The 20,658-nt window shown below is 43.5% G+C and carries 19 protein-coding genes and 1 pseudogene; 15 read left to right on the top strand and 5 right to left on the bottom strand.

Annotation, left to right across the window (positions count from 1 at the left end):
- Window positions 1-942 precede the first annotated feature (942 nt).
- The 3 genes from NYE54_RS18410 (at window position 943) to NYE54_RS18400 (ending at window position 3,439) form a co-directional block, all read left to right on the top strand.
- On the top strand, window positions 943-1,734 hold the full coding sequence (locus NYE54_RS18410; protein ID WP_339265170.1) for a squalene/phytoene synthase family protein: 792 nt from the start codon (window positions 943-945) through the stop codon (window positions 1,732-1,734).
- A gap of 207 nt (window positions 1,735-1,941) precedes the next feature.
- On the top strand, window positions 1,942-2,745 hold the full coding sequence (locus NYE54_RS18405) for an undecaprenyl-diphosphate phosphatase (protein WP_339265168.1): 804 nt from the start codon (window positions 1,942-1,944) through the stop codon (window positions 2,743-2,745).
- 49 nt (window positions 2,746-2,794) lie between these two features.
- The gene (locus tag NYE54_RS18400) at window positions 2,795-3,439 is read left to right on the top strand and encodes a hypothetical protein (RefSeq protein ID WP_339265167.1); all 645 of its coding nucleotides are present in this window, start codon (window positions 2,795-2,797) and stop codon (window positions 3,437-3,439) included.
- A 98-nt stretch (window positions 3,440-3,537) separates the two neighbouring features.
- On the opposite strand, the gene NYE54_RS18395 is transcribed toward NYE54_RS18400, so the two are convergent.
- Window positions 3,538-3,786 (bottom strand): hypothetical protein, encoded by a 249-nt coding sequence (locus NYE54_RS18395; RefSeq protein ID WP_339265165.1) that lies wholly within the window; start codon window positions 3,784-3,786, stop codon window positions 3,538-3,540.
- A 618-nt stretch (window positions 3,787-4,404) separates the two neighbouring features.
- Here NYE54_RS18395 and NYE54_RS18390 point away from each other — a divergent pair.
- The 4 genes from NYE54_RS18390 to NYE54_RS18375 all read left to right on the top strand — a co-directional run bounded on the left by NYE54_RS18390 (window position 4,405) and on the right by NYE54_RS18375 (window position 8,930).
- A complete protein-coding gene (locus tag NYE54_RS18390; RefSeq protein ID WP_339265164.1) occupies window positions 4,405-5,262 on the top strand; it encodes an SDR family oxidoreductase in 858 nt (285 codons plus the stop codon).
- 514 nt (window positions 5,263-5,776) lie between these two features.
- Window positions 5,777-6,673, top strand: a complete 897-nt coding sequence (locus NYE54_RS18385; protein WP_339265162.1) for a chromosome condensation regulator — start codon at window positions 5,777-5,779, stop codon at window positions 6,671-6,673.
- Window positions 6,674-7,308: 635 nt separating this feature from the next.
- Window positions 7,309-8,106, top strand: a complete 798-nt coding sequence (locus NYE54_RS18380; RefSeq protein WP_339265160.1) for a sulfite exporter TauE/SafE family protein — start codon at window positions 7,309-7,311, stop codon at window positions 8,104-8,106.
- A gap of 191 nt (window positions 8,107-8,297) precedes the next feature.
- On the top strand, window positions 8,298-8,930 hold the full coding sequence (locus NYE54_RS18375; RefSeq protein ID WP_339265158.1) for a Vat family streptogramin A O-acetyltransferase: 633 nt from the start codon (window positions 8,298-8,300) through the stop codon (window positions 8,928-8,930).
- Window positions 8,931-9,337: 407 nt separating this feature from the next.
- Here NYE54_RS18375 and NYE54_RS18370 read toward each other — a convergent pair whose 3' ends face one another.
- Window positions 9,338-10,357 (bottom strand): alpha/beta fold hydrolase, encoded by a 1,020-nt coding sequence (locus NYE54_RS18370; RefSeq protein WP_339265156.1) that lies wholly within the window; start codon window positions 10,355-10,357, stop codon window positions 9,338-9,340.
- Window positions 10,358-10,501: 144 nt separating this feature from the next.
- On the opposite strand from NYE54_RS18370, the gene NYE54_RS18365 reads away from it, so the two are divergent.
- Window positions 10,502-11,410 (top strand): LysR family transcriptional regulator, encoded by a 909-nt coding sequence (locus NYE54_RS18365; RefSeq protein ID WP_339273555.1) that lies wholly within the window; start codon window positions 10,502-10,504, stop codon window positions 11,408-11,410.
- A gap of 461 nt (window positions 11,411-11,871) precedes the next feature.
- Here the strand turns inward: NYE54_RS18365 and NYE54_RS18360 are convergent, their stop codons facing one another.
- Window positions 11,872-12,780, bottom strand: coding sequence for a YafY family protein (locus tag NYE54_RS18360; RefSeq protein ID WP_339265155.1), 909 nt, complete (start codon window positions 12,778-12,780; stop codon window positions 11,872-11,874).
- Between the two features lie 98 nt (window positions 12,781-12,878).
- Here NYE54_RS18360 and NYE54_RS18355 point away from each other — a divergent pair, with 98 nt between their 5' ends.
- From NYE54_RS18355 to NYE54_RS18325, 7 genes and pseudogenes are all read left to right on the top strand, one after another.
- Window positions 12,879-13,343, top strand: coding sequence for a VOC family protein (locus tag NYE54_RS18355; protein ID WP_339265153.1), 465 nt, complete (start codon window positions 12,879-12,881; stop codon window positions 13,341-13,343).
- Window positions 13,344-13,422: 79 nt separating this feature from the next.
- The gene (locus tag NYE54_RS18350; protein WP_339265152.1) at window positions 13,423-13,992 is read left to right on the top strand and encodes a YdeI/OmpD-associated family protein; all 570 of its coding nucleotides are present in this window, start codon (window positions 13,423-13,425) and stop codon (window positions 13,990-13,992) included.
- A gap of 777 nt (window positions 13,993-14,769) precedes the next feature.
- Window positions 14,770-15,001, top strand: a pseudogene (locus NYE54_RS18345) (nucleoside deaminase); the annotation flags it as partial.
- Between the two features lie 258 nt (window positions 15,002-15,259).
- A complete protein-coding gene (locus tag NYE54_RS18340) occupies window positions 15,260-17,908 on the top strand; it encodes an FtsX-like permease family protein (RefSeq protein ID WP_339265150.1) in 2,649 nt (882 codons plus the stop codon).
- 19 nt (window positions 17,909-17,927) lie between these two features.
- Entirely contained in the window at window positions 17,928-18,386 is a 459-nt protein-coding gene (locus NYE54_RS18335; RefSeq protein ID WP_339265148.1) for a hypothetical protein, read from the top strand.
- Window positions 18,376-18,843 (top strand): hypothetical protein, encoded by a 468-nt coding sequence (locus NYE54_RS18330; RefSeq protein ID WP_339265147.1) that lies wholly within the window; start codon window positions 18,376-18,378, stop codon window positions 18,841-18,843. Before NYE54_RS18335 ends, NYE54_RS18330 begins: the two co-directional genes overlap by 11 nt.
- Entirely contained in the window at window positions 18,840-19,544 is a 705-nt protein-coding gene (locus NYE54_RS18325) for an ABC transporter ATP-binding protein (RefSeq protein WP_339265145.1), read from the top strand. The genes NYE54_RS18330 and NYE54_RS18325 overlap by 4 nt, the downstream gene beginning before the upstream one ends.
- 348 nt (window positions 19,545-19,892) lie before the next feature.
- On the opposite strand, the gene NYE54_RS18320 is transcribed toward NYE54_RS18325, so the two are convergent.
- Window positions 19,893-20,195 (bottom strand): hypothetical protein, encoded by a 303-nt coding sequence (locus NYE54_RS18320; protein WP_339265144.1) that lies wholly within the window; start codon window positions 20,193-20,195, stop codon window positions 19,893-19,895.
- A gap of 228 nt (window positions 20,196-20,423) precedes the next feature.
- Window positions 20,424-20,576, bottom strand: coding sequence for a hypothetical protein (locus NYE54_RS18315; protein WP_339265142.1), 153 nt, complete (start codon window positions 20,574-20,576; stop codon window positions 20,424-20,426).
- Window positions 20,577-20,658: the final 82 nt, after the last annotated feature.

The raw sequence follows: 20,658 nt of genomic DNA, 5'->3' as shown, positions 1-20,658 counted from the left end.
AGTAAGAGGCGATTTATCCCCAGTAGTATTACTTGGAGTAAACCGCCTCTTAAACCTTTTCCACCGTCAGAGTTGCTTCTTCAAAAAATCATCACCTTGGGTTGTAAGGAGAGTAGCCCAATAAGTTCCAGTCAAATGGGATGACGTGTTCTGTTTGGATGACTCCATCGTGTCGGAATTCGACCAAACGCTGTGCCCCGGGAAACCTCAATTTTTCTTCCTCACTAATATCCCAAACGATTGTTGAACGTCCAGTAAGCTGGAGTGTTCTGCCCATATTGAAATCAAGAATTAAGATCCTAAATGCTTTTCGATGGGAAACAACATTTCTATTCGTTACGAATGGAGGATCTAGAACAACTATTCCCTGGTTTGATGGGGATCGTCCTCAATGTGAAACCGGAGCTCATCGAGTAGGCTTTTTGTAGAAAATGGCAAAAAGCTCAATGGAGCAGCGGAAGAACACTACAACCGTTCCCTAGAGTTTTTTTGTAAAGGAGAAATTTGTATGAGTAATGTTTTTGTGAAAAGTGAGTTTGCACCTTTAAAAAGAGGCGTTATGGCTCAATCTGAAGTTGCATTTCCATCGTAAATGTATTGGGAGATGAGTTAGAAAAAAGAGGGGTTAAAGTAGAATATGTAGATTTTAAAATATCAAGAAGTTTCGGTGGATCTTTCAGATGTAGCACTCATCCTCTTTTAAGAAGTGATGACTAAATAGATTTTGAAAGTCGCATAAATTGCGGCTTTTTTTGCTTTAAGTATATAAGTTCGTCAAATTGATCATCGAATCGGATCAAAACACAAGTCTAGATTATTGTATTTGGATTGACCATATCAACGTGTGTTATCATAGTAAAGCAATGAGTAATTTTAAAAATTTTAAAACTGAACGAATACTTGGAGGGAGTACTCATTAATAACGTCGACCTGAATGAAGCAATGTCCATGTTAAAGAAGACGAGCCGTACTTTTTATATACCCATAAGCTATTTGGAATTAGGAATAAGGGGGGCAGTTGCATCTGCCTATCTATGTATGCGAGCAATAGACGAAATCGAAGATCATCATGAACTCACTGACGAATTGAAAGTTGAATTACTTTTTGGGATTTCTGAAATATTTAAATCCCAGGATGTTATGGAAGTTATGGAAGCAACACGAAGATTACTATCACCTTATCGGGCGGTATTACCGGAAGTTACGATGCAGCTAGATAAATGGGTGCTTCTTTGTCCGTCTTCCGGAGTCGGCATCGTAAATCATTACATCGCAAAGATGTCGTTACATATGTCTGATTGGGTTCAGAACGGGTGGAATATTCATACAGAAGAGGATCTGGACAGATATACCTATAGCGTGGCTGGTATGGTTGGAGAGATGTTATCAGAACTTTGGTTATGGCATGACGGGACGCAATCTGATCTAACAAAGGCGATTGCCTTCGGAAGAGGACTACAAGCAGTAAATATACTCCGAAATAGAGATGAGGATCTTAAACGTGGTGTTGACTTCTTTCCTGATGGATGGGGATTTAATGAAATGCACCAGTACACATGCCGTAATTTACAAATCGCCGATTCTTATGTCGCAGACCTAAAGGATGGTCCAGCGTTAAAATTTTGCAAGATTCCACTAGCGTTAGCTCATGCTACCGTCAAACTCATTTCTGCGGGCGGAAGCAAATTAACGCGGGATACTGTTCTAAAAATTGTGAATCGTGTGACTGGATAACGTAATTGTTCATATTTAGACTTGGATAAGGAGCCGTAAGCTATGGTATATCGGCTTCTTTCTGTTGTTCTTCTATCCTTTTGAGCAATGTGACAAGAATGTCATACGGAATGGAATATTGTTAGGTTAATCGATGGGAATATATAGACGTCTATCTTATACTGGAAAAGGCTTGAACGAGTTTTTTCCGAAGGAGGACATCCATTGATGACTGATGTAGTTAAAGCAATAATACTTGGCATAATAGAGGGCTTAACTGAATTTTTACCGGTATCGTCTACTGGACATCTGATTTTAGCAGGCCATCTACTTAGCTTTGAGGGAGACGCTGCAATAACTTTTAAAATTGTGATCCAGTTGGGTGCAGTCTTGGCAGTTCTAATCCTTTATTGGAAAAGGTATTTGCAGATTGGGGCTAATCTGATTAAAATGGATTTTTCCCAAAGTAAAGGACTAAATGTTATTCATATGATTTTGGCTATGTTACCAGCATTAATCCTGTATCTTGTCTTCAAAGACACAATAAAAAGTCAATTATTCGGCCCAACCCCTGTCTTGATCGGTCTAGTTGCCGGTGGCTTGTTGATGATCGTCGCAGCACGGAGCAGGAGAACTAAAACCGCTGATACGATGGATGGGATTAATTACAAACAAGCTTTCGGGATTGGCCTGTTCCAATGTTTGGCTTTGTGGCCGGGATTTTCAAGATCGGGGTCCACGATTTCCGGTGGACTTTTGCTTGGTACTAGTCAAAAAGCCGCCGCAGATTTCACATTCCTTATTTCCGTGCCTGTTATGTTTGGCGCAAGCTTGTTAGATTTATACGATAGTCGCGATTTGCTGAATGCTGACGATCTCTTTCTAATGTTAATTGGCTTTACGACATCCTTTATTGTGGCCATGATTGCAGTAGTGACGTTCATCAAACTGATTAAGCGACTTCGATTGGAATGGTTTGCTCTGTATCGTTTTGTCTTAGCAGCGCTCTTCTATTTAATCGTCATACTGTAAGGTCCTAGCATAATTAGATGAAACGCAGCCGGAAAGCTGCGTTTTTTCTTTGACATTGAACCCGGGAGAGTCCGCCGTCGTCTATTTATCCGATTTGGGCAACGTCAAGAGCTTGCCGTTCATTCCTGTCTCGCAGCCGGACGTGAACGAGGACTTGGATACTTGGAGAAAGGCATTAACGTACCGACATTTTGATGTGTTGCCTCCAGACTCCTTGCTTGGAACGTATAGGTTCACGGGAGGAATGGAGCTGTCTCCATTCGGCGCTTATGGGGGCTCCGAGACGGATATCGCAGCTTTGCTTGAAGAGATGAAGGCCGAGAGCGAAGAGTCGGGAAAAGATTTTATATGGAGAAAAACTTCCATTCTAACCTCGTTTCCGTTGTTATCGTACACCACCGTATATCGCAATTCAGATCAAGAGACGCTGTATTTGGTCATGGAAACACCTCGCGATTCCAAAGTGAAAATACAGACGTTAGCCCCATCATCAGCTAAATATGAAGAAATGGAGCTGAATGGACACGACGCCCATTATTTAATAAACGATTCATATGTATATACCGATAGCCATATCTACCAAGAAATCAGCTGGATGATCGAAAAAGAGGGGCAGGCGATCATATATCGGTTAGGCAGCGATTCGCCTGCGATGACAAAAGAGCGACTAATGGAAGCCGCAAAAAGTATATAGGCTGATAACGGCTGGACGGTCAGGATACATCGCTCCGGAGATATGGTGATGATGCCGCGTAAATCGCGGCTTTTTTTTTATTGAACGAGAGCATACCTTTAGCTGGTTGTTTGCTCCCAGAAAGGGGCCAAATTGACCGATATAACCTCAATGACTTCTTCAAACATCGTTTCCACTGAGCGATCTTGAGGGTTCCGGCTCCACTGCAAAGCGGATCCGAATATGCCCCAACTGATAACGAGTGCCGCAGCTTCCAATTTTTCTTGCGAAAAGCCCTGTGTGTCCATTTCATTTACCCGTTTAAGCAGAAGTCGATGAAGATCCTGACGCATGGCATTTTCAAACATTGCTTCAAACTGCTTGTCTCCTGGCGTACTACATTGTCGAAACCGCAAAAGAAAATCGAATATGGTTTGAATAAGGATGTGCAAATTGTCCGCATTGCATCTTGTTTGTTCCGGCAGTCTATCCCTTATAGTCCTTTGGAACTTTTCCGTCATCCAATATTCAAGAAAGTCATATTTATCCTGAAAATGAGCATAAAATGTTGTTCGATTTACGGTTGCTTGATTCGTGATATCGTGCACAGAAATGGAATAGATGTTTCTCTTTTTCCCAACCAAATCGTTAAAAGCCTGCACGAACAATTGACGGGTTCTTTTAACACGCGGATCCTCGGGATTTACCGACATTTTATCCCCCTCTTTCTCTCAAATTCAATAACAGACAAAAGGGCAAAAATGTTGGGAACACAACAAAAACAGCTTTTTGCAGGTTGTTTGCATAACTCAATCCTTTTATCTTTTACTTAAGAGGTTGTTCAAAAAGTCACTTAAAATCCATTGAGCTGTTTGTGTCTGATTCAGCGACTTTTGTTAACACGCACTTATAGGATTATGATTGCACAAACAAAATCGTATGGCAAACTCTTTATCTGATTTGCAAACGAAAGGATGAGTATAGAAATGATTGTTGTTACAGGAGCGAATGGAAAATTAGGCCGGAAGGTCGTAGAGGAACTTCTCAAGCGTGTTCCTGCCGGGGATATTGGTGTAAGTGTCCGTGATGTGAACACGGCACAGGATCTAAAAGAACGAGGAGTTCGTGTCCGGCAAGGAAATTTCGATGATTCCGAAAGTCTTCTACACGCCTTTGAGGGAGCGTCTCAAGTTCTTATTATCTCGTCCCACTCCTTGGGAGAAGTTGCTGTTCGCCAGCATCAAACCGCAATCGACGCGGCCAAGAAAGCGGGTGTTGGTCGACTGCTGTATACTAGCCAAATGTTTTCATCTGCAACGTCGCATTTTCCTCCCATGAACGTTCATGCTGCTACAGAAGAGATGCTAAAATCTTCGGGAATGGCTTTCACGTCGCTGCGAAACGGCTTTTATGCCGCATCAGCGATGATGTGGATGGGTGATGCCTTGAAAACAGGGGAATTGATTGCTCCGGAAGATGGTCCTGTTGCCTGGACCAGCCATTCCGACCTGGCTGAAGCCACAGCGGTCATCTTGACAGAGCAGAGATATGACGGTATGACTCCTCACCTTACGGCTTCCGAAGCGATTGACATGGGTAGAATTGCATCGATTGCTTCCAAGGTCTTGGATCGACCGATTCGGCGAATTGTCGTGTCGGATGATGAATATCGAAACCACTTGATGTCCCGAGGACTGCCGGAAGCGATGGTCGGCATGCTTACGGGTATGTTTCAGGCAAGTCGACAAGGAGATTTCTCGCAAACCAATCCGACTTTGGAAAACCTGATTGGCAGATCCCCAGTGAATTTTACGGATTATTTGAAAGACTCGATTTCCCAATGATGAGAGTATAGTCGGTCTTTATACACCAGTGAAATAAAACACCGAATCATAAGAAGGAAAACCATGGCCTAACTTCAAAATGGAGCAAAAACAATTTATATCGGCGGACAAAATGCTATTCCGATTTTAGCGTCTGAAAATGCAAGTTTCGCCAATCTGGAATATCTATTTAGTTCAAGGAAGTGACCCGCGAATTGGATACAAAGCATTTCAGGAGGTTTCCGGTATATTAGATAATCCACCTTTGGTTACCGTTCTATTTGTTTCGGGAAATAATTCGGTATTATTATACTGCAATATCATTTAATGGAAAACGACCGGTCGAACCCCGGTCGTTTTTTTGATAGGAATGAGATGTCGGAACGTCTGTCGCGCAGTTTTTTTAACTCTATGCGCTAGCTAAGCTTTCTAGTTTTGAGATTACGAAAAATCAAAGGTGTGCAGGCTTTGCCTTAGCACTTGCGTGAATGTTGTATGATTTAAGTTGGAAAGAAAAAACAAGGGGGAGAACCTTATGGAAAAGGGGAATCTTTTCAGCAAGATATGGGCAATTCCCAAAGATACCATAGCAGCAGGTCGTCGTCATACGGTTGGACTTAAATCGGATGGCACGGTGACGGCTGTGGGTGATAATAAATATGGCCAATGTGATGTAAGTGGCTGGCGCGATATGGTTGCGGTTGCGGCTGGTAATGTTCATATGGCGACGAACACGGGTAATGCTCATACCGTCGGGCTTAAATCGGACGGCACAGTGGCGGCTGTGGGTTGGAATAAGTATGACCAATGCGATGTAAGCAGCTGGCGTGATATGGTGGCGGTTGCGGCGGGTTGGCGTCGTACCGTCGGTCTTAAATCGGATGGCACAGTGGTGGCTGTGGGTCGAAATAATGAAGGCCAATGCAATGTAAGTGGCTGGTGTGATATGGTTGCGGTCGCGGTGGGTGACTGGCATACCATCGGTCTTAAATTGGACGGTACGGTGATGGCTGTGGGTAATAATAGGTATCGCCAATGCAATGTAAGCGACTGGCGCGGCATCGTGGCGGTTGCGGCGGGTTATCTTCATACCGTTGGGCTTAAATCGGATGGCACGGCGGTTGCTGTGGGTCAAAATAAGGTAGGTCAATGCGATGTGACCGGGTGGCGCGGTATTGTCGCGATAGCGGTGGGTAGTCATCATACCATCGGGCTTAAATCGGACGGTACGGTGGCAGCTGTGGGCTGGAATGAGTATGGTCAATGCAATGTAAGTGACTGGTGCGATATTGTAGCAGTTGCGGCGGGCTGCGCTCATACCATCGGCCTTAAATCGGACGGCACGGTGATTGCTGTGGGTGATAATGAATATGGCCAACGCGATGTAAGCAGTTGGACTAACATCCAACTACCCGGCGGTAAGGAGTGGTAAGAATAAATAAAAATAATGTTTATTCCTTTAGTTATTGTTCTGATTTTTTAGCGGGGATAACCATATTCGAATTTTTTGTTTTGAGGTTGCTGGGTTTACAATATAATTCAACGGGTTCTTTGGTCGCCGTCAGAAATAGAAGTGATAATTGATTATGGAGATAAGATCCAACTGAAAGGAAAGTCAGTATTCAGAATTTAAAGAAGGAAAAATATCATGAATTGAAGACTACAGTTGATTAGCAAAGCGGACTCTAAAAAGAGAATTAGTGATGAACTTTGCAAAAATAAAGGAGAGCAGCCGATTAATGTGATCGGCTGCTTTTTGCTGGTTCAGCTGACTCAAGTCTCGCAATCTCATAAAAGATACGATACTACTCCAGATTTTGCTTGCATAACCATTACCTTTATTTATATCGAGTATAACAAATATCAATTATTATAATATGCCCTATTCCATTACCATTTATTTTATAAGCAAATCCAAATAGGAGTCATAACTGTAAGCTGCAAGGGATTTTGTTGAACGAATCGAGTCGGAGATAGGGTACCGATTACGATTATGTCCGTCGGACCTAGGCGAGAGCGGGTCATTCAGCGATGAGTGCGGGCTGAATTAAAGGAGGAAATAGTATCATGGCATTGATTGTGTTTACTTTCATCGGGGTGTTTATCGGCGTATTATCCAGCCTTTTCGGCCTAGGTGGCGGCTTCGTTGTCGTCCCAATTCTATATGTTTTCCTTCCTCACGTTGTTCCTGCGGAATATGTTATGCATACAGCTGTGGGGACATCACTGGCTGTCATGATTATAAATTCAACGAATTCCACCTATAATCATTCGAAGCAAGGTAATATCAATTGGATGGTATTTAGACAATTAGCCGGTTTTATCGCATCAGGCGCTCTAATCGGCGGGCTGTTGGCCCGCTATATCGATGGTGGATTGCTGAAATGTGCATTTATTATGCTACTTTGTTATGTCATTATATCTAATTTGTACAAGAAAACAGCGAATAGTAACGATGAATTCCCGATCTCTCCTCTGCCAGGACGCATGTCCCGTTTCGTTATTGGATCGTTCATTGGCATTATTTCTACGTTGCTAGGGATTGGCGGTAGCGTTATGACGATCCCATACCTTAGAAAATATGGGATGCGGATGCTGCATGCGGTCGCTCTAGCTACACCACTAGGTCTGCCTGTCGCTATTGTCGGTGCATCCACTTATCTTGCTTCAGGATTACGGGTAGCTGGCATGCCAGATTCGACCATTGGATTTATTTATATACCTGCATTGATTGGATTTTCGCTTGGGGGGCTGATAGGAGTACCAATCGGGAGAAGGTGGGCTCAGAAAATTCCAGATACTTTGTTTTTCAGAATTTATTTATGGTTACTTATCATCGTGGTCATTACGATGATTATAGAATAACCCATCAAACATGATGACTTGTTCAATGAACCATTCGGCAATATAAATGGATTTTGGCGTATAAAGTTTGTCTTTGATATCGGCCCTCATCGAGATATTTTGATATAGAAAGAGGTATAATAAAATAATTGAATAATCAAGTACAACGCGATATTCTCGTTATTTATAAAACACGAAGGAGGGATTTTTATATGCACTATGGACCTGATCCTAATGCAATCTACCCAAATGAGGAAATTAAAAGTATATGTTATATTAAAAACGTTATAACTCGCTCAAATATTGTTGTCGGTGACTACACATATTATGACGATATCAACGGGGCTGAAAAGTTTGAAGAGCGTGTCACACATCACTATGAATTTATTGGAGATAAGCTGATTATCGGAAAATTTTGCGCAATAGCAAAGGGTATTGAATTTGTAATGAATGGTGCAAACCATAGAATGTACAGCGTTACTACCTATCCATTTAACATTATGGGCCATGGTTGGGAGAAAGCGACTCCGACCCTGGCCGACTTACCCCTTAAAGGTGATACTGTAATTGGAAACGATGTATGGATCGGTCAAAATGTGACCGTAATGCCCGGTGTACATATTGGAGATGGAGCAATTATTGCAGCAAATTCTGTTGTTGTAAAGGATGTTCCCCCTTACCATATTGCAGGCGGGAATCCTTGCAAAGTCATTAAGCAAAGATTTGACGATGAACTCATCGATTATCTCCTTCTCATTAAATGGTGGGATTGGCCTGTTCGTAAGATATTTGATAATCTTGAAACTCTATGCAGCGGGGATCTGACAAAAATCAAAGGAATTTAAGGGGGTGGCTCACAATGCGACCATCCATTTTCAGGCGTTTGTAGCTAAAGCTCCAAACTACTTGACAGCCCCGTTACATGTTCAAGCTTTTGCAGGTCAACCTATCAGCAGATAATTAACGATCTACAAGTAATGAAAGGCCGCCCATAGGTTGGCCTTTTTTGCTTTGCTTATCTACAATAATGTGAAGAAACACAAAACGATGTTTTCTCAACAATACTCAATGACTCTAACCGATTGCAAATATCGTAAAATCAGTAGCTGTCTGATCATCCAGTGCATTCATGAAGCGTGGATGAACTAAATACAGAAAGGCGTCATTTAACGTGTATCCAAGACACTCTGCATTTATGAGGATTTCACAAAAAGGAGGTCAACCAGTAAGTTCTGGTGACCTCAGTTATGATCTATCCGTCTGTACGAAGCGTCAACAAGCGTTTTAGGTTATCATCAATAAATTTGTTATCGGCACTGTTGATTCCGCGACCGGCAAAATGTCCCCAGATCGACTTGATCGGATTGAAAACAGCATTAGGCATAAGCTTAGCCTCGTATTCGTTATCATCCGCAGAGCAGAAGAGATCCGTGCTCCCTGGCATGACGCAGGCAAGTGCTTTAATGCTCTTGAGCGCCTTATCGAAATCTCCGTTGTAGGAAGAGTTTGCGCTGATATCTGCATTTTGTCCTGTCCATAACATGGCTAAGACATTGTGCGGATCCATCTTCATGAAACTATCTTCCCAGACGCCCACCATAAAATCTGCCAATGAGTCAAATCCCAGCTCACGATAAAGTTCTTCTCTGTAAAACGCGTGTGATACGCCCCATCCGGCATAGACACGACCAACCGCGCGCATGTCTGCAGAAGTCAACTGATTTAGTTCACTTGAATCGAAGCGGACTGCAGCCATGAGCGGAGCTCTCATTCCTTCCAGGACCACATACGTCTGGGGCCAGGTCTTTGCAACTCCGGCGAAAGGTGCAATTCGTTCCACCATGTCGGGATAACTTGCCCCCCATTGGAATGCTTGAATGCCTCCCATTGACCATCCAACGACGAGAGCGATCTTTTCAATACCGAATTTTTCGGTCACCAGCCGATGCTGGAATTTAACGTTGTCATAGATGGTTACCCCCGGAAAATGAGCTCGGTCAAATGGGGGAGGCGTGTTACTGGGAGACGAGGATAACCCGTTGCCCAATAGATTTGGAACGATAATGAAATATTCTCGCGGATCTAGGGCCATGCCGTTTCCAATCAACCATTCATTCTGAACATGCTGATCGCCAAAAGCAGTTGGATAGACGATGACATTATCTTTCTTTTCATTTAATCTTCCATAAGTTTTATAAGCAAGAAAAGCGCTCGGTAACGTCACACCTGATTGCAAGGTTACGTCACCCAAATCAAAAATCTCATAATCCATCGTTTTTTCTCTCCCTTCAAAATGAAACCACACATGTAGCGTGTATTTCTTGTACTAAGTATAGATCCGTGGTACTCTCAATAAAAGTGAATGAAATTCAAAGTTGTATTCAATATTATTGAAAGTAAGAATGGGGATCATATGATGGAATTGCGCCAATTGAATACGTTCCGCACGGTTGCATCAACATTAAATTTCTCTCGGGCTGCGGAAGTGCTGAACTACGTCCCCTCCAACGTCACGATGCAAATGAAAGCCTTGGAGGATGAGCTTGGTGTTCGTCTCTTTGACCGCTTGGGCAAGCAGCTCGTTCTCACAACTGCAGGTAAACGCTTTTTAATTCAGATCCAAAGTGTTTTAGACAAATTGGATGAAGCCCGCAGCGTCGTTCATGATAATGAAAATCTTATCGGCACTCTAACGATCAGTGCCAATGAGGTTATTTGCGCCTATCGGCTTCCAGCTGTCTTTCAACTATTTCGTTCACGCTATCCTGGAGTGCGCCTCATCTTCCGCTCCGTTCCCAATCAAGAACTCAAGCAAGCGCTCTTTGAGGGAGCCGCGGATGTCGTATTTATGTTGGACGAACCCATTCGCTCGAGCGGACTTGAAGTGGAGCCGATGGTGGAAGAAACTTTCCGCTTATTCGCTGCTCCTGACCATCCACTTGTGAAACCAACGGTACTGCAACTGGAAGACTTTCATGGACAAGTATTTCTTACGAATGAAAAGGGGTGTCCCTATCGAACCATGTTTGACCGGCAATTTGAGAAAGAGGGCATTGATACGATTACTTATTTAGAGTTTCAAAGTGCCGAAGCCATTAAACAATGTGCAATTTCGGGAATCGGTATTGCCTTTCTTCCTGAAATCGTAACGAAAGCCGAAGTTGAACGGGGCGAACTTGTTGCTCTTCCATGGCAAATTCCGGACTTGCACGTGTATACACAGATGTTATGGCATAAAGATAAGTGGCTTTCACCCATCATATTATCTTTCATAGAAGCAGCAAGGGAAGTTATTGCTATAGAGGAGGAGAATAAAACTCTTTAGCTATTATAGTTAGCTATATTAGCTACTTTAGCGAATGATTTTGGGGCCCATGCGGACACACGATCCGCTATTTACCGAAAATCGGTCCATTTGGGAGTCAATCCGGACATATGTTCCGTTAATCTACCCATAACCACAAATTTAGCCTGCGATAACCTACAATAGCGGATCTCATGTCCTCATACATTCGCTAATGGGCAAAAAAAAAGAAATAGCGGAACTACAGTCCTCACACATTGAGGGGACGATAAGCTTTAAAAGGGTCGTTGGTTCACTCATCATTCGCCTTGACCATATTAACCTAACTGAAGCGCACCATTGAACCACACGGATTTGATTGCCAAGGAATCCGAGATCGTCGTTGTTGGATCACCAAGATTGGAACAGAAACGGGGGATACATCCGTCCCTACCAGAATATCCACATCGGGTTTGTGCAGATCCATGGCGTTTTTAAAGCCTTCAGGAATATTTATTTACCATTTTGAGCAAATAATTACGGAATTCTTGAACATAGGATTGGGGCTCTACGATTTCTAGATTCGTCCCGAAACTTGCTAAAAATTGAAATCCAATACTGTTCTGAGGAATATGGATAGTGGCTAAGAAATATTCAGAGTTAAAGTTTTCAATGCTCTTGCGACCGTATCTTTCAATGAATTGATCTTTTACACTGGGCGCAATCAACGCCTTGATAGCAACAAGTTGAGGTTGATAACCGGCTTCATTTTGTTCAAATACATAATCTCTAGGGATAAAGGTTTCTTCATCCATAATGAGATTATCGATCCTGGATAATTTAAATGTTCTATAGCTCTGACGATGTAAACAGAATCCCTTTAAATACCAACTCGTTTCGCTAAAATGAAGCTGATACGGCTCAACAATTCGATTCGTTATCATGCCATTTTTATCTATATAATCGAATGAAAGTAACTTTCTCCCTATTATCGATTCCTGGCATGTCTTCAAGGTTTGAAGAATCTCGGACCGACCCTCCCAATCATAAAATGAAAGTCGGACTGAACTTTTCAGTGACATGGGGTGAACCATGGCTTCCATTTTTTTAATCGTGATTTCAACTTCCTCGCTAATTAGAATTTGTTCCAATCCGCCGAGCGCAGTCAATATATTTTCTAAGTCGGAGCTGCTTAAGAGACGCTTATCCACCTTGTATTCATCCATAATACCGTATCCGCCATGAACTCCATGAACAGAATAGATGGGAATGTTGGATAAGCTCAGTGTTTCCATATCGCGAAGAATCGTTCTTTTGGAAACGTTAAATAATTGTGCGAATTCTTTTGTTGAAACGATATCTTTTTTCAGCAATATCATGATGATAGATATTAATCTCTCAACCTTCTCCATAGCTGCCCCTCTTTTGGTGCAAATTTTTAAATGGTGACATGCGTCTGTCACCACTAATAAATTATACTTCATTTATCAAAAGAAGGAGGTACAACTTTATGTCAGCAATTGCATATTTAAACTTTGATGGAATCGCAGAAAGAGCAATTGAATTTTATTCGGAGGCTCTAAATGCGAACGAGGTAAAAAAAGTGAAATTTAGGGATTTTCCTCAGGATCCAAACTATCCGTTGCCAGAAAATGAACTCGATATGATCATGGAGTCTTCGGTAGAGTTTGCAGGCGGGAAAATTATGATGTCGGATATTTTGCCTTCCATGAAGGCGGTGACAGGTGAGCTGGTTAAAGGAAACAACGTACTTATTAGTCTAGTCATGGACGATAAACAAACTTTGCAAGAATACTTTAATCAATTATCTGTTGGTGGCCATGTTGTGATGCCGTTATCTAATACTCCTTGGTCTTCGTGTTTTGGAATGCTGGTTGATCAGTTCGGAGTTGCCTGGAAATTTAATAGTGACGCAGATCGCTTCCTTGATAAAGTTAGTTCAAACAAACAGTAACTCATTCAAAACATGGCCTTCCAATGAAAGGGCCATGTTTTGATATTCTCATTAGAAAGGAGGAGGATGGGGATTAGCTATGGAAATCGAACATGTAATTCCAGTAACATCAAGAGAGGATTTAAGGATTTGGCTGCAGAACCATGGCAAGACTGAGGAGTCTTGCTGGGTCTTGGTTAGTATGACGCCAACCCCTGATAAATTGTTATATTTAGACGTCGTTGAGGAAGCATTATGCTTTGGATGGATTGATAGCGTCAAGAAGAAAATTTCTGAAAGAGAGCTGGCTCAGAGACTATCACCTAGAAGTAAGAAAAGTTCATGGACTGAATTAAATAAAGAACGCGTCCGCCGACTTGAAAAGCTGGGGTTCATGAGAGACGAAGGCAGAATGGTTCTTCCTGAGATGGATCACGATTCTTTCAGACTCGATGGAGTTATTGAGCAAAGACTAAAAGAGGAAAAGCAAGTATATGAGAATTTCATGGCATTTCCAGGTCTTTATAAAAGAGTTCGGATCGACACGATACAAAGCAATAAGAATCAGCCAGAATTATTTAAGAGCAGATTAGACAAGTTCATAAACAACACGAGAGAGAATAAAATGTACGGTCAATGGAACGATAATGGCCGTCTACTAGACTATTGATATTTCTGGGTTGAAGGCACACAACCTTAGTCCGGTTGAGTACCGAACTAAGGTTGTGTGCCTTACCTATTTTTATCATGGGAACTCTATTGTATTCGACATTATGAAATCAAAAAATTCCTCAAGATGATTTGCTGCTTTTCCAACTTCTTCAAATTCATTCCACTTAAATGCAGTATCAGAGCTATGATTATATTCATTCTCACAAAGGAACCACGTCTTTCTCACTAGGTGGCGGGACAGGGAGCCGATGCGGCTTCTGAGCGGCAGAGAGAACGTCGTCTAAGACTACAAAGGCACGATGTCTACGGGGAAACAGCGGGAGATGTGTAATGCCGGTTTCGAGAAGGAGCGTGACACCCTCAAGAAGCTGTGTCTGCCAAATAATGGGGATCACCTGAGCCGATGCCGCAACATGCCCGGTAGCGCAGGGCATTTGCATTCCGCTTTCGGAAGACCGGCACATCGTTACGCCGATTGATCGCGCCAGCTACAAGTGGGGAAAAGGAATACAACAAGAGTACAGCGGTGGAACACGTGAACAGCCGGTAGGATGTATCGTTTGGATTTAAACTGTACACCATTCGTGGCATGGTCAAGATGAAGATGCGATGCGGGCTGGCGCTGGGGCAGATCCAGGAAAATCAGGCTGATAAGATGAGAAGCCTGGTATCCAGTGCGTAACGGAAAAAAGAGCAATCTACAAGTGGATCACTCGCACAAAAAGAAATCCACCCCCTCGATTTTGTGGAAAAGCCGGTCAACGGCTGGTTTGAGGCTTCTCATATTCAAGCATGGAGATTTCTTGACTGTACATTGTATGTCACATTAGAACCTTGCTTCCATGTGTGGAGGGGCGATCATTCTAGCTTGAACACTAAGAGTTGTCTATGGCGCAACTGACCCGAAAGCAGGATGTGCTGGAACACGAATGAACTTGTTAGATGAGCCTCGGTTTAACCCTCAAGTTGAACTCCATACAGTCGTACTTCAAATAGAATACAATTAATTGTTAACTCCGTTTTTTAGGCAATTACGAAAAAAATAAATAATTTAAAAAAGTGAAGGGGTTGGACTAATTCGAGCGTCTATTTATGCAGGGAAAGATCGGTTCACGAAAAGGTATCAAGTAGTCCTACGGAATACATAAGAGCATCTTTAGATTTACTATTTGTGTCTGTATTAAGGGGACGAAGATTATAAGCGCCCGTAAGGGAAAGTTGGTGATGTTATGGGCATATTTTGGAAAATGGGAGCCAGAAATTTTTTGGCCCAGATACGGCAAACGCTACTCACCGTATGCATAGGGTCTATCGGTGTCGTTCTGATTTTTTCTTGTTATTTTGTCATTTCTTCTATTACACACAGCAAATCACAATGGGAAGAAAAACACTTTGGTGTCATTGGTACAGAGATTTATTCGCGTGTCGGACTTGATTTGACCGAGGCTCAGATTAAGAATGTTCAAACGAAGCTTCAAACCAGGAATATTACCAGTCTCCCCTACGTGTCTCAGGTAGTTTCCGTGCACAGCGGGAATAATGAGAAAGCCAGGGAAGATAGCATCGTTGCATTAGGGTTTGATTTTCAAAAGGCTCGGGAATTAGAACCGAAGCAACCGCTGTGGTCTACGGATCTCCTGACAGCAGAAGAAGCGATTGTATCCGTTCCGCTGGCACGGCGGTTGGGACTTAGTGCCGGTGAAACAATGGTGATCTCGTTTGCCGGGCAAGAAGTGCCTGTAACGATCCGTGATGTAGCAGAGGAACGCGGATTAACAGGTTTTCGCGGAACAATGCGCGCACAAGGGACAGTTATTCTTTCGGATAGGCTTGCGCATCAGCTATTCGGCGTTCCAGAAGCAAGCGCACAAAGTATTTTACTGGCGACGGACATGATGTATTCATCATTACCAGGCACTTCCTTTTTTACGGATCTCACGGAGAGAGCAATCAAAAAAGAAGCGCTATCTCATATGTCGATGGTGCAGAGTATTTTCACGCCTCCATTTTTGTTTTTTGTCGCTGTTTCTTTGTTCGCTGGAATTCTGCTGTTGGCGCAGTTGTTTAATATTCTGAAAGAAAGGCGCAAATATTATCTTGGCGTGCTCCGATCGCTTGGACTCAGTAACCGCAACTGCTTTGTCATCTATGTGAGTGAGTGTACGTTACTGTGTGCGGTCATTACCATCTCGGGAGTTGTTCTCGGGAATGTACTCGGTTTCGGATTGCTGTCTGTTAATGTATTTTATATCGAACAATTACTGGAACGGTATGCCGCTTACGCCTATCCAATCCAACCCCACGTGGATGTGGTGGCAACATGCTGGATTGCGTTGGCCATGTTTATCGTTTTCTTACTCCTCGCTTGTTTTGTCGGGCGTTTCATTAAGCGCACATCCATTCTGCACCTTATGGGCAAGGAGGACAATCGTGTGAATCCGGCACAGAAGCGTCTGCTCAAAATCTTAGGTTGTCTCCTTGTCACAGTGGCATTCATTTATTTTAATTATGTCGCCACAGAGGGGCTTTCAGATGGCGATAGGCTTGATGCAAAAGTATTCGGTTCGATTATAAGTTGGCTTATTGGAATTATAACGACTGCCTATCTTATGTTTCTCATTGTACCTTGGATGAAACGGGCATCCTCCGTTTTGCCGCATCGGTGGTTGGATCGTTTGGCTGTTACGTTAGGCACGCAGTACCCGCATATGCGGTTTAATCGTTCATTTGGCATCGTTTTATTGTTCACGGTATTATCCTGCTGTTTGATTGTGATGATCAGTTTCGCTTCCAATGTTGAAGATTATGCCGCTGCAAACAAGAGAGATTCTTTTATGGCTACCGACGCTTATATGTCTTATGCCGATGAGCGGGAAAAAGATAAGCTGACAGACAATATGAATGAAGTACAAGAAATCGTGCATGGTGCTGCCTACATGGATACGTACAGACTATTGGTTTCATCTCCTGACAATGCACTTGATCTTACAGAACTAACACCCCCTACGAATGGTAACAAATGGGCATATTCGCAAGTTGTGTGGGGAAAGTGGCTAGGGGAAGGTTACCAATTACCGCTCACCTCCCGTGCGCCGCAATTTCAGAGCGATGCAGAAGTATTTCAGGCCATGAGCGATCAGGCGTCTGTCGTTCTGGTGGATGATTCATTGGAAGGCACGTACCAAGTAGGCGATCAGATTCCGCTTCGTTTACTGAAAGGTGGGGGCAAAGAGGAGAACCTGATTGGAGAGGAAGTGGTCACGATAGCGGGAACGTTCGCCATTGGTAAAGATAACCGCTTCAATGGCAACGTATTTTTAGTGGCTGACGAACTCTACAATAAATATAGCACAAACGGCGCTTATAAGCACCCTGGGGATCCCAAAGGCTATGCGCTTTTGCAGTTGACTGATACAGGTGTGACGGCGGTAGATTCCATAAAGACACTGAAATACCATTTTACAAAAACAGCTGGTGTTACGGTCAGAACGCCTGGTGAGGACCAGGCAATCATTACGACGATTGTTAAAGCTGAATTCACGCTGTTTTCTTACATTATGTCATTCATGATGCTTATGGCCTTACTCGGCATGTATGTGATTCAGATTCGATCTGTACAGGAGCGGGCTCCCCATATGGTCATGTTATGGCAGATGGGGGTAAGTCAAAAGTCGTTGAAACAGGTTTTTATCGTAGAGGGTTGTCTGATTGGTATCATTGGGCTGATTAGCGGTATTGTGGTCGGAAGGCTCGGTTCGGAGATGCTGATGCGTTTGGCGTGGATGGGGGTTAAGTTTTCGTTCCCTTATCTGGAAGTGACAGGTCTCATCTTTGGATTGCTGATCTTCATCTGGTTGTTCAACCGATTCAGCACAGCCGGATTAAGACGTAAACAGATCAGTCGGACAGAGTAACATGGGGGGAGGATGACTGATGGAACATAATGGTTACAGGAAATTCTTGAAAAAGGCGCAGCAACGTGTTGTACCCGAGATTGGGGAGTTGCTTCCTAACTTCCCCGTAGGGACGAAAAATCTATATGATTTTTTAGGAAACGGACTGTTAGTGATTGTCGTTTCTACTCGGTGTGCGGCTTGCCAAGATGCCCTTGCTGTGTTATCCGATTACTATCAGATGCATTCGGTTAATACGGTCATGCTAGTGGACACACTGGAGGACAATATGCCCTTATTCTATGAAGCGTTTGCTGCGTATGCGGAAGTGTTTCATATGGAGACGGAGAATTGGAAAAAACACTTTGCTGGCGTTCCATGGGCGGCAGCACTGGACAGAAACGGGGTCATATTGCAAGCGGCTCCATTCAGGTCTTTGCCGACACTGATACCGGTACTAGACTTTATTGATAAGGAGATGATTCGCCATGATGACTAAGATCAGCCGGTTGTTCGATTCATTGCGAGAACCGAGTAGTAAAGCGCCTGAAAAATATCACTTGGGTGAAGTGCCGATGTTTGCTGGACGAATACAACATCGCAACTCCACGTTAATTGTCATTATCTCTTTGTATTGTGCAGTATGTGTTGAGTTGCTGCCAAAACTCGAAAGTGTTGCCGATGTATTCGATGGGGAGATTGTTCTTGTAACCGATGGTGACGTGAATGAAGCCCAAGCAATCCAGCAGCACTTTGACTTTTCCTTTGACGTACTGTCCGCTTCCGCTGAGGAATTCCATAACGTGTACCGCCCGGAATTTACCCCCTATGCCTATGTACTTAACGCTGACCGTACGATTGCCTACATGGGGCATGTGGGAGAGGTGACGACGACGAAGGGAACGATTGCCCAATTAGGTCTTATGCCCGTGGTAGAGGAGGTTTCTCGATCATGATTGTAGCCAAAGATGTTCGTAAGAGCTACGGCATGGTAGCGACTCCACAAACAGTCGCATTATCAGGGGTGGATTTACGCATTCATAGGGGCGAGATGGTGAGCATTATGGGGCCATCCGGTTGTGGTAAGTCTACGCTGCTTTATACGCTGTCAGGTATCGAGCCAGCTGACAGTGGCGAAATTTGGTTCGACAAGCAAGCAATACACCAAATGAGAGAAAAAGATGTCTCCGCGCTCAGATTGACGTCGATGGGTTTTGTCTATCAGCAATACAATTTGATTCCTGTGTTGAATGTCATTGATAATGTGGCGTTGCCGCTTATCAGTCAGGGCGCTCAGAGGTCAGTTGCCCACAAAGCTGCAAAGGCGGCACTTGAAGATGTCATGCTAACGGATAAGTTGAAGGCCATGCCGCATGAACTGTCCGGAGGACAAGCCCAGCGGGTTGCAATTGCCCGCGCTATTGTCCATAATCCTCGCGCCATCTGGGCTGATGAGCCTACTGGAGCTCTGGATACTGTGACATCCGAGGCGATAATAACTTTGCTACGCAAGATAAATACAGACAAGCAAGTGACCATCGTTATCGTCACGCATGACCCGATAGTTGCATCAGCAACAGATCGTGTAATCCGTATGAAAGACGGAAAACTAACTGATTCTGTTGAGAGCGACAAGGTAGAAGGAACAGGCGAGTGAAGAGCCATGATCGTGTTTAGTTATGCGCTTGATGTCCTGTTTTCAGCGATCTTCTTGCTGGCACTACGTAGCAAGGTAACTAACGTAACGAATTTTCGCTATGAAATCTTATCCTATGGGGTAGTGTAGTGGGGAATTGATTTGGCGATTTTGTTGCTTGGCGTATTCACCATCCTGTATTGGAGAAAACGAAAGATAACAGGCGCGAAAGGATGCCACTGTTTCGGACATCATAGTTGGCTGAATCAGATGCCAATTTATCGGAACGGGACGCTTGTCATCCTGCTAGCTGTACACTTAATATTGCCGCATCGTCCACCGGGAGGGTTCCACCAGATAACCCTGTTTTTATAACCACCAGTCTGTTGTCCGTGTGGTTCGATTTCTTCTTACTTGGAATGACGGTTTTATCAGTATCATATCCGCGATCCGCCAAGACGATTTTTCTTGATCGACCGATCGCTTGGAATTGCTGCCCCCTTTTGCCCCCGTGCCGTGTTGATGAACACACACAATGGAGGAATCAAGTATGACATATTTGTCATCGGGATCAGCCGCCAACACGGCAAGCATGCGATCGAAAATGCCGGATTTCCCCCAACGACGGAAACGACTGTAGACCGTGCTCCATGCCCCGTAGTATTCAGGCAAGTCTCACCACGGGGCACCTGAGCGAAGCACCCAGAGCATGACGTTGAACATTTTTCGGTTATCGATAGCAGGGCGTCCGCCTTGCGGTTTTCTCTCCTGTGGCAGTAAGTATTTAATGAATTCCCATTGGTCGTCTCGTATCTCGTATCGTCTTCTCATAGGTTAAGATTACCCAATTTATGCCTGAGTTCATAGTTTGCATACACGCCCTAAGTGTGATGCATTGTTTTACAACACTAAAAAATCTAAATATTCATTAGGAATTTCTTTATATCTAGCTATAAAGCTGCCACTTAAATATACATTGTTAGCCGGATTTTTGTTTATCGTCCAGCCGCTTTCTTTAGCCCAATTCATAAATTCATTCATTTTGTTATTCATGGCCCACCCCTCCCGCATTATTCACTCCAATTTACACCCGTTGTCTTTCCCCTCGGTATTACCTTTCTTCCTAGAATGGTAT

Origin of the sequence: Paenibacillus sp. FSL K6-1330 (genome assembly GCF_037976825.1) — a bacterium.
GTDB lineage: Bacteria > Bacillota > Bacilli > Paenibacillales > Paenibacillaceae > Paenibacillus_AQ.
Note: the sequence above shows the minus strand (reverse complement) of the source record. Positions and strands in the feature narration are given on the sequence as shown.

Coding starts and splice junctions, on each gene's coding strand:
- NYE54_RS18380 (WP_339265160.1), top strand. CDS start 7,309: ATGGCATTGATTGTGTTTACTTTCATCGGGGTGTTTATCGGCGTATTA.
- NYE54_RS18405 (WP_339265168.1), top strand. CDS start 1,942: ATGACTGATGTAGTTAAAGCAATAATACTTGGCATAATAGAGGGCTTA.
- NYE54_RS18355 (WP_339265153.1), top strand. CDS start 12,879: ATGTCAGCAATTGCATATTTAAACTTTGATGGAATCGCAGAAAGAGCA.
- NYE54_RS18315 (WP_339265142.1), bottom strand. CDS start 20,576: ATGAATAACAAAATGAATGAATTTATGAATTGGGCTAAAGAAAGCGGC.
- NYE54_RS18385 (WP_339265162.1), top strand. CDS start 5,777: ATGGAAAAGGGGAATCTTTTCAGCAAGATATGGGCAATTCCCAAAGAT.
- NYE54_RS18370 (WP_339265156.1), bottom strand. CDS start 10,357: ATGGATTATGAGATTTTTGATTTGGGTGACGTAACCTTGCAATCAGGT.
- NYE54_RS18410 (WP_339265170.1), top strand. CDS start 943: ATGTCCATGTTAAAGAAGACGAGCCGTACTTTTTATATACCCATAAGC.
- NYE54_RS18360 (WP_339265155.1), bottom strand. CDS start 12,780: ATGGAGAAGGTTGAGAGATTAATATCTATCATCATGATATTGCTGAAA.
- NYE54_RS18390 (WP_339265164.1), top strand. CDS start 4,405: ATGATTGTTGTTACAGGAGCGAATGGAAAATTAGGCCGGAAGGTCGTA.
- NYE54_RS18350 (WP_339265152.1), top strand. CDS start 13,423: ATGGAAATCGAACATGTAATTCCAGTAACATCAAGAGAGGATTTAAGG.
- NYE54_RS18325 (WP_339265145.1), top strand. CDS start 18,840: ATGATTGTAGCCAAAGATGTTCGTAAGAGCTACGGCATGGTAGCGACT.
- NYE54_RS18375 (WP_339265158.1), top strand. CDS start 8,298: ATGCACTATGGACCTGATCCTAATGCAATCTACCCAAATGAGGAAATT.
- NYE54_RS18395 (WP_339265165.1), bottom strand. CDS start 3,786: ATGTTTGAAAATGCCATGCGTCAGGATCTTCATCGACTTCTGCTTAAA.
- NYE54_RS18335 (WP_339265148.1), top strand. CDS start 17,928: ATGGAACATAATGGTTACAGGAAATTCTTGAAAAAGGCGCAGCAACGT.
- NYE54_RS18330 (WP_339265147.1), top strand. CDS start 18,376: ATGATGACTAAGATCAGCCGGTTGTTCGATTCATTGCGAGAACCGAGT.
- NYE54_RS18365 (WP_339273555.1), top strand. CDS start 10,502: ATGGAATTGCGCCAATTGAATACGTTCCGCACGGTTGCATCAACATTA.